Source organism: Chromobacterium sp. INPA-IVC, from assembly GCF_059047085.1.
Map to the genome: position 1 here is coordinate 380,898 of NZ_JBTNLS010000004.1, position 16,077 is coordinate 396,974.

A 16,077-nucleotide genomic window follows, 5' to 3' on the forward strand; every position below is an offset into this window, starting at 1 on the left:
GCCTCTCCCTAGTCGAAGTTGGCGCCGAGGAAGGTTTCCAGCTTCTCGACGGTGAAATCCAGCATCTCCCGGCTCAGGCCCGGATAGAGGCCGATCCAGAAGGTGTCGTTCATGATGCGGTCGGTCACCGGCAGCGGCGTCGCGCAACGGTAGTTCCGGCCCTGCATATAAGGCTGCCGGGTCAGGTTGCCGGCGAACAGCAAGCGGGTGCCGATCCGGTGCTGGTCCAGGTAGTGCAGCAGGTCGACGCGGCTGACCTGCGCCTCCGGCTTCAGCGTCAGCGGGAAGCCGAACCAGGACGGATCGGAGCCCGGCGTCGCCTCCGGCAGCACCAGGAATTCGGCGCAGCTTCGCAGCCTCTCGCTCAAATAGGCGAAGTTCTGCTTGCGCGCAGCGATGAAACCCTCCAGCCGGTCCAGCTGGGCCAGGCCGCAGGCCGCCTGCATGTCGCTGATCTTCAGGTTGTACCCCATGTGGGAATAGGTGTACTTGTGGTCATAGCCACAGGGCAATTGACCTAATTGCCATCCAAAGCGCTTGCCGCAGGTATTGTCCTTGCCCGGCGCGCAATAGCAGTCACGGCCCCAGTCGCGCACCGACTCCATGATCAGCCGCAGCTGCGGATCGCGAGTGAACACCGCGCCGCCCTCGCCCATGGTGATGTGGTGGGCCGGGTAGAAGCTGAGCGTGCCGATGTCGCCGAAGGTGCCAACCTTTTGGCCGTTGAAGGTGGAGCCCAGCGCGTCGCAGCAGTCCTCCACCAGCCACAGGCCGTGCTTGCGGGCAAAGGCGGCCACCTTGTCCAGATCGAACGGGTTGCCCAGCGTGTGGGCAATCATGATGGCCTTGGTGCGCGGCGACAGCGCGGCTTCCAGCAGATCGGCGTCGATGTTGTAGGTCGGCAGCTGAACGTCGACGAACACCGGCACCGCGCCGTTCTGGATGATGGGGTTGACCGTGGTGGGGAAGCCCGCCGCCACAGTGATCACTTCGTCGCCCGGCTTGATCGCGCGCTCGCCCAGCTTGGGCGAAGTCAGAGCGGTGAAGGCCACCAGATTGGCCGACGAGCCGGAATTGACGGTCAGCACGTGCGGCAGGCCGATGAATTCGCCCAGCCGTGTTTCGAAGGACGCGTTGAAGCGGCCGGTGGTCAGCCAGGCGTCCAGCGCGGCGTCCACCATATTCGCCACCTCGGCGGCGCCGACCACCTTGCCGGACGGCGGCACCGCGGTCTGGCCGGGGATGAAATCGGCCTGGGCCAGACGCGCTTCGGCGTATTGACGCACCAGGGCGAGGATGGCCTCTCGGCTTGTGTCAGTCATGTCTTGCTCTCTCTGCTCAGCCACGCGCATAGGCTGAGATCTGCTCTAGGGTGAAGGCCTGCATGTCGTCGCCGCGCAGCCAGGCGCGGTGCCAGTCCAGCGTGGCCGACAAGGCCTGCTCCAGGCTCCAGCGCGGCGCCCAGCCCAGCTGTTGGCGGGATTTGGCGCTGTCCAGCCGCAGGGTCTGGGCCTCGTGCGGGTGGCCAGCGCCGTCGCGATGCCAGCTCGCGCCGTCGCCCCATTGCCGGGCCAACGTGTCGGCGATCCAGGACACCGGGCGGTTGCTGTCGTCGGCAGGGCCGAAATTCCAGGCCGACGCGGCGTCGTTCTGCCCCGAAGCCAGCCGCTCGGCCAGCTTCAGGTAGCCGGCCAGCGACTCCAGCACGTGCTGCCAGGGACGGATGGCTTCGGGGCTGCGGATGGCGAGGGAGCGGCCCTCGGCGAAGGCCTGCAGCAGGTCGGGCACCAAACGGTTGGCCGACCAGTCGCCGCCGCCTATCACATTGCCGGCGCGGGCCGTGGCGATGGGGGCGATGCCGGGGTAGGAGCGGCGATACGCCGAGCACACCAGCTCGGCGCAGGCCTTGCTGCTGCTATAGGGATCGTGGCCGCCAAGCGCGTCGCTTTCGCGGTAGGCCCACGGCCATTCGTGGTTTTCGTAGCACTTGTCGGTGGTGATCGCCACCACCGCCTCGACGCCCGGGCAGCCGCGCACAGCTTCCAGCAGGTTGGCGGAGCCCATCACATTGGTCGAGAAGGTGCCCAGCGGGTCGACGTAGCTGCGCCGCACCAGGGGTTGGGCGGCGAGATGGAACACGATGGAGGGTCGACAGGAGCCGACGGCGTCGGCCAGCGCCGCCGCGTCGCGGATGTCGGCCAGCGCCGTCGCGGTCCGGCCGCCGACCTTGGCGATGTCGAACAAAGCCGGCGACGACTCCGGCGCCAGCGAATAGCCATGCACCTCGGCCCCCATGGAAGCGAGCCAAAGGCTGAGCCAACCGCCCTTGAAGCCGGTGTGTCCGGTCAGAAATACCTTGCGTCCGCGCCAGAACGCCGCGCTCACCACAGCTTCCACGGCGCTTCTCCGCTCTGCCACAGCTCCTCGAGCTGGGTCTTGTCCCGCAGCGTGTCCATCGGCTGCCAGAAGCCGTTGTGCTCGTAAGCCGCCAATTGCCCCCGGGCCGCCAGCGTTTCCAGCGGCTCGGATTCCCACACGCAGTCGTCGCTGTCTATCAGGTCCAGCACCGACGGATTGAGCACGAAGAAGCCGCCGTTGATCATGCCGCCGTCGCCGCGCGGCTTTTCCTTGAAGAATTCGACACGCTCGTCGCGGATCTCCAGCGCGCCGAAGCGGCCGGGCGGATGCACCGCGGTCACGGTGGCTTCCACGCCCTGGCTGCGGTGGTACTCGACGGCGGCGGTGATGTCGATGTCGCTGACCCCGTCGCCATAGGTGAAGCAGAAATCCTGCTCGTTTTCCAAATGCCTGCGGACGCGGCCCAGCCGGCCGCCGGTCTGCGTGCTTTCGCCGGTGTCCACCAGCGTCACCCGCCACGGCTCGGCGTGGCGCTCATGCACGAACATCTGGTTGTTGCTCAGATCCAGCGTGACGTCGGAGGTGTGGAGGAAATAGTTGGCGAAGTACTCTTTGATCACATATCCCTTGTACCCCAGGCAGATGATGAAATCATTGATGCCGTGCGCGGAGTAGATTTTCAGGATATGCCAGATGATGGGCTTGCCGCCGATCTCTATCATCGGCTTGGGACGAAGATGGGACTCTTCGCTGATGCGCGTGCCAAGACCACCGGCCAAAATCACAGCTTTCATACATCGTCTCTCTTATCGCGCCCAACGACTTCCCAGGCACAAACATGGATTGCACGATTCCCTCCCCCTGCCGGAAGAAGGCGGCGCCGTTATTTGGTTTTCCTGCCTTCAGCAATCCGCTCCGACTGCGCGGGCTGCTCCCATTTATCTATCGGCGCAAATCCAGCAGGGCTTGAGGGCAAGCGCCGCCCCAGCCCTGCCGCCGACCCGCGGCCTCGCGGAGCGGAGTGCCGCTTCTAAACGCCATTTGGACAGGCGCGGTTGACACGCCCGTCCGGCGATCGTCGATAAACTCAGTTGGAAAAAAAGGATTGCAGCGTATTCATCAGATCCTGCACGCTCTTGGCCGCCACGGCCGGATCGAACTCAACCTTGCGCTGATTTCCCTTGCCGGCCGCCCAGTTGCTGACCAGGCACAAGTGGGCGTAAGGCAGCTCCAGCTCGCGCGCCAGCGCCGCCTCCGGCATGCCGGTCATGCCGACGATGTCCGCGCCGTCCCGTTCCAGCTTGAGGATTTCCGCCGCGCTCTCCAGCCTCGGCCCCTGGGTGCAGGCATAGACGCCGTCATGCACGCCGCTGATGCCGGAGCTCTGAATCGCCTCGCGCAGCCGGCGGCGCAGATCGGCGTCATAGGGGCTGGTGAATTCGGCGTGCACCACCGGCCGCTCCGGCCCTTCGAAGAAAGTGTGCTTGCGCCCCGAGCTGTAATCGATGATGTCGTGGGGCACCACCAGGCGTCCCGGCGCCATGTCCGGGCGAATGCCGCCCACCGTGCCGATGGCGATCACGCCTTTGGCGCCCTGATTGTGCAGCGCCCAGAGATTGGCCCGGTAATTGATCTCATGCGGCGCCAGCGAATGGCCGTAGCCATGGCGGGCGATGAAAACCACTGTCTGGCCGGACAAATTGCCGAAGGTCAGCGCGCAGGAAGGATCGCCGTACGGTGTGCGCACTACCTGGCGATGCGTGACGTCCAATACCGGCAGCTGGGCCAACCCGCTGCCGCCGATGATAGCCAACATATTCGTTCCCCTTGTTTTCCCGCGCGGGCATCGACTGGATCGCTCCAGATCGAGAGACGGTTTCACCCGCTTTCTTTCACTTGCCGTCTGCTTGATTATGTCTGAATCCCGCTGTTTCAGGATAGTGCGCGGCGCGCGCGCGGCCGGGCTTTCATCGCCATCGCCGGCAGCGCGCATGCCAAACCGGATGGAAGGCGATGCCGCAGCCCAAACGCACGCCCTCCGCTTCAACCATGGGGGGATCGCCGCCACGGGATTCCCGCATCGTGCGGCTGATGTTCGCGGCTCGCCCGTCTCCATGCCAATCGGCATTTTAAACGGTGAATCCAATCCATGAAGAATACATAATTCACTTCTTGCCGATAATAATGATAATAGTTATCATTAACAAATGAACACACATCCTCCTCAGACCATCCCGGTGAAAGCGGCTCCCGCCGCGTCACCGCCGTTGCTGCACAGCCGCCAGCTGTTCGGCAACGGCCGCGAAGTGCTGATCGAGCATCAGGGCGAGCTCTACCGCCTGCAGCTCACCCGCAACGGCAAACTGATACTGATCAAATAAACAACCGCAAGCCAGCCGACAGCCAGCCAGCGGAAACAACAACGACATTGGAGTTTCCATGGCCCTGTTTCGAGCCACCCCGCTGGTACTGAGCCTGGCTGCCGCCTGGCCCGCTTTCGCCGACACCGCATCTACGATGGAGACCGTTCAGGTCACCGCCCACCGCAGCGAGAAGCCGCTGGCGGAAACCGCGCCCAACGCCACCGTGGTGTCGCGACACAAGCTGGACGACCGCCTGATCCGCGACATCGCCGACGTGGCGAAGTATGAGCCAGGCGTAGAAGTGGCGGCAGATCCGAACCGCCGCGGCAATGCCGGCTGGACCATCCGCGGCATCGATGGCAACCGCATCCTGATGCTGATCGACGGCGAGCGCCTGCCCGAAGCCTATGCCGGCGGCGGCAATGGCAATGGCGCGATCGCTGGACGGGATTTCGTCGAACTGGAAACCCTGCGCGCGATCGACATCGTCAAGGGTCCCACCTCCAGCCTGTACGGCTCCGACGCCATCGGCGGCGTGATCGGCTACCGGACCAAAACCGTTGACGATTTCGTGCCGGAAGAGCAAGGCATCGGCGGCAGCGTCAAGGGTTTCGGCGGCACAGCCAACAATGGCTGGGGCGGCAGCGCCGGTTTCGGCGTCAAGGGCGAGCGCGCCGACGCGATGCTGATCTACACCCGCCGCAACGGCCACGAGACCGACAACAAAGGCAGCAACGACAGCAGCGGCACGTCCCGCACCACGCCCAATCCGCAGAGTTGGCACAGCGACAATGTCCTGGCCAAACTCGGCTACCAGTTGGCTCCCCAGCAGCGCCTGGAACTGACGCTGGAGCACTTCCGCCGCGACACCGATACCAATCTGCTGAACACGCTGTATCCGGCCTACGTTTCCAGGGGCCGCCCGGTGCCGGCGCAGCTGGCCCAGACCGCCGCAGACCGCACCCAGCGCGACCGCGTGTCATTGGGCTGGGAAGGCAAGCAGCTGGGGCCATTCGAACGCCTGTCCGCCAAGGTCTACCAGCAGAAGCTGGACAACGCCGACGACAGCTTCGCACGATACGGCGACGGCAGCAGCGTCGCTTCCAACTACGGCTTCGAACAGAAAATCCTTGGCCTGAGCCTGGAGGCCGAACACCGCTTCGCCGCGCTGTCGGCCGAACACCAGTTGCTGTGGGGCACCGACGTGTCCCGCACCGATACCAGCCGCCCGCGGATGAAGACGCAGTACAACGCCAACGGCAGCACCAGCAACGTCATCGGCGGCGAGACCTTCCCCAGCAAGACCTTCCCGGACAGCGCCTCCGATCGGGTCGGCTTGTTCATTCAGGACGAAATGAAGTTCGCCAACGGCATCGTTTTGTCCCCGTCGCTGCGCTGGGACCATTACAAGATGACCACCAACCCGGACCAGGCCTATGCCAACAGCGGCGGCCAGGCTGTGCCGTCTTTCAGCGACAGCGCCTTCTCGCCCAAGCTGGGTCTGAGCATCCCGTTCGCCGGCCATTACACCGGCTTCGCCCAACTATCGTCCGGCTTCCGCGCGCCGCCGTTCGACGACGCCAACATGGCCTTCGTCAACCGCGCTTACGGTTATCAGGTCATCGCCAATCCCAATCTGAAATCGGAAACCAGCCGCGGCATCGAGTTGGGCCTGAAAGGCCAGTGGGACAGCTTCGACTTCGGCCTGACCGCCTACCAGAACCGCTACCGCGACTTCATCGAACAACAAAGCCTGGGCACGGTAGGCGGCCTGCTGACCTACCAGTACCAGAACATCGGCCGCGTCGACATCAAGGGCGCCGAAGCCCGCGCCGCCTGGCGCTTCGCGCCGGGCTGGCAGACCCAGGCGTCTGTGGCCTACACCCACGGCGAAGATCTAGACAGCAACACCCCGCTGGCCTCGATCGCGCCGATGTCCGCGGTGCTGGGCTTGCGCTACGACCAATCGCGCTTCGGCGGCGAAGCCTTGCTCCGCGCCGCGGTCCGCAATACCAGAGCGCCGAGCGTGACGCTGCCGCCGCCTTCCACCGCACAGACCGCCGGATTCGAAACGCCCGGCTACGCCACGCTGGACCTGACCGCCTACTGGAAACCAGCCAAAGGCACCACCGTGCGCGCCGGCGTGTTCAACGTCTTTGACCGCAAGTACTGGAAGGCCGCCGATGTGCGCGGCATGGCCGCCAACGACTCGACGCTGGACCGCTATACCCAGCCCGGCCGCAACTTCAGCGCCAGCGTCGAATACCAATTCTGATCCACCCCGCGGGCGGCCCTCCGCCGCCCGCCGCACCCACCGACAGGAGAACACCATGAGCCAGCTATGGGACCGCTACCAAGCCCTCAAAGCCAGCCAGCCTAAGCTGCGCGCCCGCGACGCCGCCATCGCGCTGGACGTCAGCGAATGCGAGCTGGTGGCCGCCGATCCGGCCGCCACCCCGCTGCAGCCGGAATGGCAGGCCATCCTCGCCGCCCTCGCTCCGCTCGGCCGAGTGATGGCGCTGACGCGCAACCACGCCTGCGTCCACGAGACCAAGGGCGACTACGCCAATGTCGAGTTCAACGGCAAGGTCGGCCTCGCCATCAACCCGGTGATCGACCTGCGCATCTTCCTGTTCCACTGGCGCCATGCCTTCGCGGTGCATGTCGAAACGCCGCGCGGCGCGCAGCGCAGCCTGCAGTTCTTCGACCGCCACGGCGAAGCGGTCCACAAGGTGTACCTGACCGCCGACAGCGACGTCGCCGCCTACGACGAGCTGGTGTCCCGCTTCTCCGCTATCGCGCCCGCCGCCGCGCTGGAACTGGAGCCTACCGCCGCGCCGGCCGCCGAGCAGCCCGACGAGTCCATCGACCGGGAAGCCTTCCAGGCTGAATGGCACAGCCTTAGCGACGTGCACGCCTTCCACCCCTTCCTGCGCCGCTGGCAGGTGTCTCGCCGCCAGGGCTTCCGTCTGGCGCCGCCGGGACAGGCCTGGCGCGTGCGCGAAGACGCGGTGGAGCAGCTGCTGCGCCGCGCCGCCGCCATCGAAGCCCCCATCATGGTGTTCGCCGGCAACGGCGGCATGATCCAGATCCACACCGGTCCGGTCCGCAACGTCCAGGTAGTGGGCGATTGGCTGAACGTGCTGGACCCCGATTTCAACCTGCACCTGCGCACCGACCTGATCGCCGAAGCCTGGGTCACCCGCAAGCCGGGCGACAACGGCGTGGTCAGTTCCCTCGAACTGTTCGACGAGCGGGGAGAATCGCTGGCCACCTTCTTCGGCGAGCGCAAGCCGGGCCGCCCGGAACGCGCCGAATGGGTGAAGCTGCTGGGAGAACTGCCGCCGCTGGAGAAAGCCGATGTCGCGTAAATCCCTGCTCGCCGGCCTGCTGCTGGCGGCGCTGCCGCTGATCGCCTCCGCCGCCGAGCGGCTGGTGGTGGTGACGCCCGACATCGCCGAAATCGTCGTCGCGCTGGGCGCGGCCGGCGAGGTGGTGGGCCGCGACCGCGGCAGCAAGGAGGCCGAACTCGCCCACGCCCAGGTGGTGGGCTTCTCGCGCGCGCTGAACGCCGAAGCCATCGCCAAGCTCAAGCCCACCCTGGTGCTGGGCAGCGCCGCCGCCCAGCCGCCTACGCTGTGGCCGCAGTTGAAGAAGCTGAAGCTGCGCGCCGAGGAAGTCAGCGCCCGCGAGGACGGCCGCGACTTCGCCGAGGCCATCCGCAAGGTGGGCGCGCTGCTGGGCCGCGACGCCGCCGCCGCCAAGCTGGCGTCGGACTGGCAGCGCGGCATGCAGCCGCGCGCCGGCCGCGCGCTGCGCTATCTGGTCAGCTACGACGGCAGCCTGGTCGCCGGCAGCGAGACCGCGTCCGACACGCTGATCCGCGCCGCCGGCGGCGTCAACGCCGCGGCCGGCCTCAACGGCTTCAAACCCTTGGCGCGCGACGCCTGGCTGGCGTTGAAGCCCGACGTGATCATTCTGGGCAGCCACACCGCCGCCGCTTACGGCGGCAAGGAAGCCTTCGCCAAACGCCCCGAGATCGCTGCCACGCCGGCCGGCAAACAGGGACGCATCTATCTGCTGCCGCCGCAGCAAGGCATGCTGATCGGCCTGGGCAGCCCGGAGGTGGTCGAACGGATGGTGAAGATGTGAGCGGGGCCCGACTGCTATGGCCCGGCCTGGCCGTCGCCAGCGTGGCGCTGCCATTGCTGGCGCTGTCCAGCTCCGCCGGCCAGATGTCCTGGCCGAACCTGGCCGACCCGCTGGTCGCCGAGCTGCGCCTGCCGCGCGTGATCGCCGCGCTGGGCGTCGGCGCGGCGCTGTCCGCCAGCGGGGCCGCGCTGCAAGCGCTGTTCCGCAATCCGCTGGCCGATCCCGGCCTGATCGGCACCTCGGGCGGCGCCGCGCTGGCGGTGATCGCGGTGCTGGCATTGGGCCTGTCCGGCCTGTCGCTGCCGCTGGCGGCCTTCGGCGGCGGCCTCGCCGCCACCTGGCTGATCCTGGCGCTGGCGCGGCTGGCCAAAGGCGGCCTCGCCGGCCTGCTGCTGATGGGTCTGGTGGTGGGCGCCTTCTGCGGCGCCGTCTCCAGCCTGATCCTGTTTCTGTCCGACGACCTGACTCTGCGCGCGGCCAGCAGCTGGCTGGCCGGCAATCTGGGCGCGTCGCTGCCCGGAGGCCAATGGCCGTGCCTGCTGGCGGCCGGCCTCGGCGTCGCGCTGCTGTGCGCGATAGGCCGCGATCTGGATTGCCTGCTGCTGGGCGAGGAAACCGCGCGCTCGCTGGGCATCGATACCCGCCGCACCCGCCGGCTCGCCGCCGTCGGCGCGGCGCTGGCCACCGGCGGCGCGGTGGCGATGTCCGGCGTGATCGGCTTCGTCGGCATGATGATCCCCAACGCGCTGTCGCTGCTGATCGGCGGCTGCCGCCGCAAACTGATCCTGACGTCGGCCTGGGCCGGCGCGCTGTTTCTGCTGGCCGTGGATACCTTGGCGCGCAATATCGCCTGGCCGCTGGACCTCCCGGTGGGCCTGATGGCCGCCTTTGCCGGCCCGCCCTTCTTCATCTGGCTTTTCCGCCGTCAACAAGGGAGTCCCCGCGATGCCTGACACCCACACCCTGAAAGCGCGCGAGCTCGGCTATGACATGGCCGGCCGCGCGCTGCTGCGCGACATCCGCCTGGATCTCCCGGCCGGACAAGTCAGCGTGCTGCTCGGCCCCAACGGCGCCGGCAAGACCACGCTGCTGCGCCTGCTGGCCGGCCTGGCCATTCCCAGCCATGGCGCGGTGCGCCTGGCCGGCCAGTGCGTGTGCCGGATGGACGCGCTGCAGCGCGCCCGGCGCATCGCCTGGGTGCCGCAGCATCTGCCGGCCGACATTCCGCTGACTGTGGCCGAATTCGCCGCGCTGGGCCGCATGCCTTATCTGGGCGCCTTCACCCGGCCTTCCCGGCAGGACCGCGCCGCGGTGGCCGAAGCGCTGGCCATCGTGGAGATGGACGGCTACGCGTCCAAGCGGCTGGACGCGTTGTCCGGCGGCGAACGGCAGCGGGTGGCCATCGCCCGCGCGCTGGCGCAGCAGGCGCCGGTGATCCTGCTGGACGAGCCGACCAACCATCTGGACCTGCGCCACCAGCACAAGCTGCAGCTGCTGCTGCGCGAGCTGGCTGCTCGGGGCAAGACCGTCGTCCAGGTGCTGCACGATCTGCAACTGGCGGCTGAATACGCCGACCGGGCGGCGCTGCTGGACGGCGGCCGACTGGTGGCGGAAGGTTCGCCGCGCGCGGTGCTGACGCCGGAACGCCTGCTGGAGGTGTACCGCTGGCCGGTGCGGCTCAGCCACCCCGCCCCGGATAGGCAGGCCGCCTGAAAAACAAAAGCCGCCTCCGGATGCCGGGGGCGGCTTTTTCATCGACGGCTAGCCGTCTTACTTCAACGCGTAGATGGCCGGCAGATTGCGCCAGGCGCCGCGCACGTCCATGCCGTAGCCGAACACGTAACGGTCCGGCACGTCCAGGCCGACAAAATCGGCATGCAGCGGTTTTTCCTTGCTGATCAGCTTGTTGGCGAACACCGCGCTGAAGCAGGCCTTGGCGCCCATTGCCATTACCTTGTCGCGGATGGCGGCCATGGTGTGGCCTTCATCCAGGATGTCGTCCAGCACCAGCACCACGCGGTCGCGCACATCTTCCTTCGGCGCTTGCTTCCACACCAGTTCGCCGCCGTGGGTCTTGTCGCCGTAGCGGGAAACATGGACGTAATCGAAGTCCAGCGGGAACTCCAGGCGCGGCAGCAGCTGGCCGGTGAACACCACCGCGCCGCCCATCACCGACAGCACCAGCGGATATTCCTCGCCCAGTTTTTCGGTGATTTCCACCGCCATGCGATCGACGGCGACGCTGACTTGCTCGGCGGTAAACAGCACGTCGGAGCTGTTGATCAGACCGCGGGCTTCGGCAATATTAGGCATGATGACTCCTTGAACAGAACAGGCGGCGCCGCCGGAAAGCGGCGCGAATGAAAAAACCGTCAGTCGAGCTTCAGCTCGCGCAGGAAGGCGGCGAATTCGCCGGCCACCTCGTTGTGTTTCAAACCATAGTTGACCGTGGCCTTCAGGTAACCCAGCTTGGAGCCGCAATCGTAGCGGGTGCCCTGGAACGGCAGGGCCAGCACCGGTTCGCTCTTCATCAGCGCGGCGATGCCGTCGGTCAGCTGGATCTCGCCGCCGGCGCCGGCGCCGGTATTGACCAGCTTGTCGAAAATGCGCGGGGTCAGGATGTAGCGGCCGACGACGGCCAGATTGGACGGCGCCTCTTCCGGCCTCGGCTTCTCGACGATGTGCTCCACGCTCTGGTGGCCCTGCGCGTTTTGCGCCACCTTGACGATGCCATAGGAGCCAGTATCTTCCGGCGCCACCGTCTCCACCCCCAGGATGGACGAATGGGTCTCGTCGAACAGGCGCACCATCTGCTCCATCGCGCCCGGCGCGCCTTCGATCAGGTCGTCGGCCAAAATGACGGCGAACGGCTCGTCGCCCACCACCGGCCGCGCGCACAGCACGGCGTGGCCCAGGCCCAGCGCCTCAGTCTGGCGGATATAGATGCAGCTGACCGATGGCGGAATGATTTCCTGCACCAGTTGCAGCAGCTTCTGCTTGTTCTTGTACTCGAGCTCGGTTTCCAGCTCGTAAGCCTTGTCGAAATGATCCTCGATCGAGCGCTTGTTGCGGCCGGTGATGAAGATCAGTTCGGTCATGCCGGCGGCGATCGCCTCTTCCACCGCGTACTGGATCAACGGTTTGTCGACAACGGGCAGCATCTCCTTGGGGCTGGCCTTGGTTGCCGGCAGAAAACGGGTGCCCAGGCCTGCGACCGGGAATACCGCCTTGGTGATTTTCTTCATATCCACTCCGAAATCAATGTCGATCAGGCTCGATAACAGCGCCGCATTCTAGCCCGACTTCGCTCAAGGTCAAAATGTCTGTTGCCCCGCCAGCGCCTGCGCCGCATCCCGCAGCACCGGCTCCCAGACGCCTGGCGATGGCTGCCGCCATAATTTCACTGACGGATACCACGGCGCGGTTTCCGCGTCCGCCAGGAAAAACGGCGCGCTCTCGGCCCGCAGCAACGCCCACACAGGCCGGCCCATCGCCCCGGCCAGATGCAGGATGGCGGTGTCGACGCAGATCACCAGATCCATCTGCGCCGCCAACGCGGCGGTATCGGCGAAATCGCCTATTTCCGGCTGCGCCACCAGCCCCCGCAGCGGCTCCGGCAGTTCTCCCGGCTGCAGGGCGAAGAAGTCGACTCCCGGCACGCGGCAGATTTCCGCGAACAGCTCCGGCGGCGCCGATTTGTGCTGGCGCCAGGCATCGGCGATGCCGACGCCCCAGCGGCCGCTCTCCCATACCACCCCCACCCTCAGGCGCCCGGTGTCCGGCAACGGCGGCGCATCCACTGCCACCGGGCGCAGATACGGCGCAGCCGGCAGATTATCCAGCGTCACGCCCAGCGCGCCCGGCAACGACATCAGCGGCAGCTGGCAGTCATGATCCGGCGCGGCGTCCGGCGGTAGCAATTCGACGCCGTCGAATTGGGCAAACAGGCGGTGGAAGGTTTCCGGGCACGCCAGCAGCAGCCTGGCGTCCGGATGCTCGGCGCGGAGGCGCGGCAGAAAGCGCGCCATCTGCAGGCTATCGCCCAGGCCTTGCTCGGCCCACAGCAGCAACGCGCGGCCGCCCAGCGGCTGGCCGTCCCAGAGACGGCCGGCATGCCGCGGTTTGAGGATGCTGCGCCAGCGCGCCTCGTACAGCGGCCAGGCCTCCGCGTAACGGCCGGCCAGCAGCAGCGCGATGGACAGGCTGAACTGCAGGTTGGCGTCGTCCGGCGCCAAACCCAGCCCGCCCTGCAGCACGGCGATGGCGTCGTCCAACAGCAGCGCGCTGGTGCAGACGTTGCCCAGGTTGTTGCAGCGGGCCGGCGTCAAGCCGTCCAGTTCTATCGCCTTCAAAAAGCAGGCGATGGCGTCCTGGTAACGCAGTTGATGCTGGCGCACCACGCCCAGATTGCTCCAGGCGTCCACGTGGCCGGGCTCCGCCGCCAACGCTTCCTCCAGCAGCGTGCCGGCCAGCTCCAGCTCGCCCAGCTCCTTCAGCAATACCGCCAGATTGCTCTTGATGTTGGCCGAGGCGGGATTGAGCGCCGCCGCGGCCATGTAATCGTCCAGCGCGCGCGCGTTGTCGCCTGCCTGCAGTCGGGCGCTCGCCCGGTTGGCCAGCGCCTGCCAATCGCGCGGATTGACGAGCAGGCAACGATCGAACGCCGCGATCGCGCCTTTCCAGTCCCCCGCCGCCACCCGGCGGTTGCCTTCGTCGAAATCCGCCGTCACCACTGTCTTCAACGCCATGAGGGTCTCCGTCAATTTGCCGCCAGCAGCGCCTGCAGGCCGGCCTCGTCCAGTATCTCGACGCCCAGTTCCTGAGCCTTGGCGAGCTTGCTGCCCGCTTCCTCGCCGGCCACCACGTAATGCGTCTTCTTGGACACGCTGCCGGACACCTTGCCGCCGGCCGCCTCGATCATGACCTTGGCCTGGTCGCGGCTCAGCGTGGGCAGCGTGCCGGTCAGCACCAGCGTCTTGCCGTCCAGCGGCAGCGCCGCCAGCTCGGCGGCCGGCAGGCTGGACACAATCTCGTCCCGCAGGTCCGCCAGCCGGCCCAGCGCCGCGCGGCGCTCCGGCTGGTCCAGCCAGTCGGCCAGCGCGTTGACGACCTCGGCGGGCAGCTCCAGCTCCAGCAGCGCACGGCGCTCGCTTTGGGCCAGCCAGGCCAGGCTGCGCTGCGCGGCCAGTTGCTGGCTGCGCACCTCGGTCAGCCGAGGGATGGCCAGCCGCGTCAGCAGCGACGCGTCGTCCAGCCGCTCGCGCAGCTTGGGCGACGGCGCATGCTCGTCTGCCGGTCTCACTTCGGCCAACAAGGCGTCCAGCGCTTTTTCATTGTTGTCCTCGGCGAAAAAGTCGGCCAGCGAATCGGCCACCACGCCGCCGATGTCCGGCAGCGCGGCGAACAACGCCGCCGGGCAACGGCGGATCAGCGCCATGGTGCCCAGCCAGTCGGCCAGCGTCTTGGCGGTGGATTCGCCGACATGGCGGATGCCCAGCGCGAACAGGAGCCGCGCCAGCGGCGGCGTCCGGCTGGCGTCTATCGCCTCGATCAGGTTTTCCGCCCACTTGCTGGCCACCTTGCCGGCCTTGACCGTCTCCGGCGTCGCGCCCTCGTCCTCGTCGGCGCGGCGCTTCATCTCCAGCAGGTCTTCCAGCTTCAGCCGGTACAGGTCGGCCACGCTCTTGACGTAGCCGTACTCGACCAGCTTGTCGATGTAGCGCTCGCCCAGGCCATCGATATCCATCATCCGCCGGCCGGCGAAGTGCTGGATCGCCTGGCTGCGCTGGGCGCGGCAGGACAGCCCGCCCGAGCAGCGGGCGATCGCCTCGCCCTCCTCGCGCACCACGTGGCTGCCGCACACCGGGCAGGCGGCCGGCAAGCGATAGGCCGGGTAGCGCGGCGCCTCGCCGGCGCTGAACAGGTCGCCGCCCTCGGCCGGCTGCATCGGCCGCTGCGCCAGCACCACCGACACCACCTCGGGAATCACGTCGCCGGCGCGGCGCACGATCACGGTATCGCCGACGCGCACATCCTTGCGCCGCACCTCGTCTTCGTTGTGCAGCGTCGCGTTGGTAACGGTGACGCCGCCGACGAAGACCGGCTTGAGCCGCGCCACCGGGGTGATGGCGCCGGTGCGGCCCACCTGCTCCTCGATGGCCTCGACCACCGTCAGCGCCTCCTCGGCCGGGAACTTGTGGGCGATGGCCCAGCGCGGCGCGCGCGACACGAAGCCCAGCGCGTCCTGCTGGTCGCGCCGGTTCACCTTGTACACCACGCCGTCGATCTCGAACGGCAGGCCGGCGCGCCGCGCCTGCACGGCCTCGTAATAGCCGGACAAGCCCGCCACGCCGCGCACCACCGGCCGCAGGCTTTCCTCCACCACCGGGAAGCCCAGCGTCTTCAGCCATGCCATCTCGCCAGCATGGGTGGCCGGCCAAGCGGTCCCCTCTACCCGGGCGATGGAATATGCGAAGAATGACAGACGACGCTGCGCGGTGATGCGCGAATCGAGCTGGCGCAGGCTGCCCGCGGCGGCGTTGCGCGGATTGGCGAAGGCCTTGTCGCCGCGTTCGATCTGATCGGCGTTCAGGCGCTCGAAGTCGCGCTTCAGCATCAGCACCTCGCCGCGCACCTCCAGCAGCGCCGGCGGATTCGCGCCGTCCAGCTTCAGCGGAATGGCGCGTATGGTGCGCACGTTCTCGGTCACCTGCTCGCCGGCCACGCCGTCGCCGCGGGTGGCGGCGCGAGCCAGGACGCCATGCTCATACACCAGCGAAATGGCCAGACCGTCGAACTTGGGCTCGGTGGCGTACTCCACCTCAGCCAGATCCAATCCCTTGCGCACCCGCTCGTCGAATTGGATCAGCTCGACGTGGCGCTCGGCCGGATCGGCCAGCTGCATGTCGGAAAAGGCGTTGGACAAGGACAGCATCGGCACCGCGTGCACGACGCTGTCGAATTCGGCCAGCGGCGCGCCGCCGACGCGGCGGGTCGGGGAGTCGGGGACGGCCAGTTCGGGGCTCGCCTCCTCCAGCGCCTGCAGTTCGCGGAACAGGCGGTCGTATTCGGCGTCGGGCACCGTCGGCGCGTCCAGCACGTAGTATTCGTGGCCGTAGCGGTTCAGCAGCTCGCGCAGCTCGGCTGCGCGCAGTTCGTTTGCGGTCATCGGAAACTCTCGAACGGCAAAAGGGCCGGCAAGGCC

The 16,077-nt window shown here is 67.3% G+C and carries 14 protein-coding genes; 6 read left to right on the top strand and 8 right to left on the bottom strand.

Annotation, left to right across the window (positions count from 1 at the left end; all coding sequences use genetic code 11):
- Positions 1-8: 8 nt before the first annotated feature.
- From rfbH to ACX17K_RS09495, 4 genes are all read right to left on the bottom strand, one after another.
- On the bottom strand, positions 9-1,322 hold the full coding sequence (gene rfbH / locus ACX17K_RS09480; protein ID WP_493774590.1) for a lipopolysaccharide biosynthesis protein RfbH: 1,314 nt from the start codon (positions 1,320-1,322) through the stop codon (positions 9-11).
- Between the two features lie 16 nt (positions 1,323-1,338).
- Positions 1,339-2,397 (bottom strand): CDP-glucose 4,6-dehydratase, encoded by a 1,059-nt coding sequence (rfbG, locus tag ACX17K_RS09485; RefSeq protein ID WP_493774591.1) that lies wholly within the window; start codon positions 2,395-2,397, stop codon positions 1,339-1,341.
- Positions 2,382-3,152 (bottom strand): glucose-1-phosphate cytidylyltransferase, encoded by a 771-nt coding sequence (gene rfbF, locus ACX17K_RS09490; protein WP_231150928.1) that lies wholly within the window; start codon positions 3,150-3,152, stop codon positions 2,382-2,384. Before rfbF ends, rfbG begins: the two co-directional genes overlap by 16 nt.
- A gap of 293 nt (positions 3,153-3,445) precedes the next feature.
- Entirely contained in the window at positions 3,446-4,174 is a 729-nt protein-coding gene (locus ACX17K_RS09495; RefSeq protein WP_493774592.1) for an S-methyl-5'-thioinosine phosphorylase, read from the bottom strand.
- A 391-nt stretch (positions 4,175-4,565) separates the two neighbouring features.
- Between ACX17K_RS09495 and hemP the strand changes: the two genes are divergently transcribed.
- From hemP to ACX17K_RS09525, 6 genes are read left to right on the top strand one after another with little or no spacing between them, the layout of a single operon-like run.
- Positions 4,566-4,739: a hemin uptake protein HemP gene (hemP, locus tag ACX17K_RS09500; protein ID WP_493774593.1), complete on the top strand. Its 174-nt coding sequence runs from the start codon at positions 4,566-4,568 to the stop codon at positions 4,737-4,739.
- A gap of 58 nt (positions 4,740-4,797) precedes the next feature.
- Positions 4,798-6,996 (top strand): TonB-dependent hemoglobin/transferrin/lactoferrin family receptor, encoded by a 2,199-nt coding sequence (locus ACX17K_RS09505; RefSeq protein ID WP_493774594.1) that lies wholly within the window; start codon positions 4,798-4,800, stop codon positions 6,994-6,996.
- Between the two features lie 55 nt (positions 6,997-7,051).
- Positions 7,052-8,092 carry a hemin-degrading factor gene (locus ACX17K_RS09510; protein ID WP_493774595.1) on the top strand — a complete coding sequence of 347 codons (1,041 nt, stop codon included), beginning with the start codon at positions 7,052-7,054 and terminating at the stop codon, positions 8,090-8,092.
- Positions 8,082-8,873 carry a heme/hemin ABC transporter substrate-binding protein gene (locus ACX17K_RS09515; RefSeq protein ID WP_493774596.1) on the top strand — a complete coding sequence of 264 codons (792 nt, stop codon included), beginning with the start codon at positions 8,082-8,084 and terminating at the stop codon, positions 8,871-8,873. The genes ACX17K_RS09510 and ACX17K_RS09515 overlap by 11 nt, the downstream gene beginning before the upstream one ends.
- On the top strand, positions 8,870-9,826 hold the full coding sequence (locus ACX17K_RS09520) for a FecCD family ABC transporter permease (RefSeq protein WP_493774597.1): 957 nt from the start codon (positions 8,870-8,872) through the stop codon (positions 9,824-9,826). Before ACX17K_RS09515 ends, ACX17K_RS09520 begins: the two co-directional genes overlap by 4 nt.
- Positions 9,819-10,586: an ABC transporter ATP-binding protein gene (locus ACX17K_RS09525; protein ID WP_493774598.1), complete on the top strand. Its 768-nt coding sequence runs from the start codon at positions 9,819-9,821 to the stop codon at positions 10,584-10,586. The genes ACX17K_RS09520 and ACX17K_RS09525 overlap by 8 nt, the downstream gene beginning before the upstream one ends.
- Before the next feature lie 57 nt (positions 10,587-10,643).
- Here ACX17K_RS09525 and ACX17K_RS09530 read toward each other — a convergent pair whose 3' ends face one another.
- From ACX17K_RS09530 to ligA, 4 genes are all read right to left on the bottom strand, one after another.
- Positions 10,644-11,186, bottom strand: a complete 543-nt coding sequence (locus tag ACX17K_RS09530) for a hypoxanthine-guanine phosphoribosyltransferase (protein ID WP_493774599.1) — start codon at positions 11,184-11,186, stop codon at positions 10,644-10,646.
- Positions 11,187-11,245: 59 nt separating this feature from the next.
- Positions 11,246-12,118 (bottom strand): UTP--glucose-1-phosphate uridylyltransferase GalU, encoded by an 873-nt coding sequence (galU, locus tag ACX17K_RS09535; RefSeq protein WP_493774600.1) that lies wholly within the window; start codon positions 12,116-12,118, stop codon positions 11,246-11,248.
- A gap of 69 nt (positions 12,119-12,187) precedes the next feature.
- On the bottom strand, positions 12,188-13,621 hold the full coding sequence (locus tag ACX17K_RS09540; protein WP_493774601.1) for a tetratricopeptide repeat protein: 1,434 nt from the start codon (positions 13,619-13,621) through the stop codon (positions 12,188-12,190).
- A gap of 11 nt (positions 13,622-13,632) precedes the next feature.
- Positions 13,633-16,041, bottom strand: coding sequence for an NAD-dependent DNA ligase LigA (gene ligA, locus ACX17K_RS09545; protein ID WP_493774602.1), 2,409 nt, complete (start codon positions 16,039-16,041; stop codon positions 13,633-13,635).
- Between the last annotated feature and the right edge of the window lie 36 nt (positions 16,042-16,077).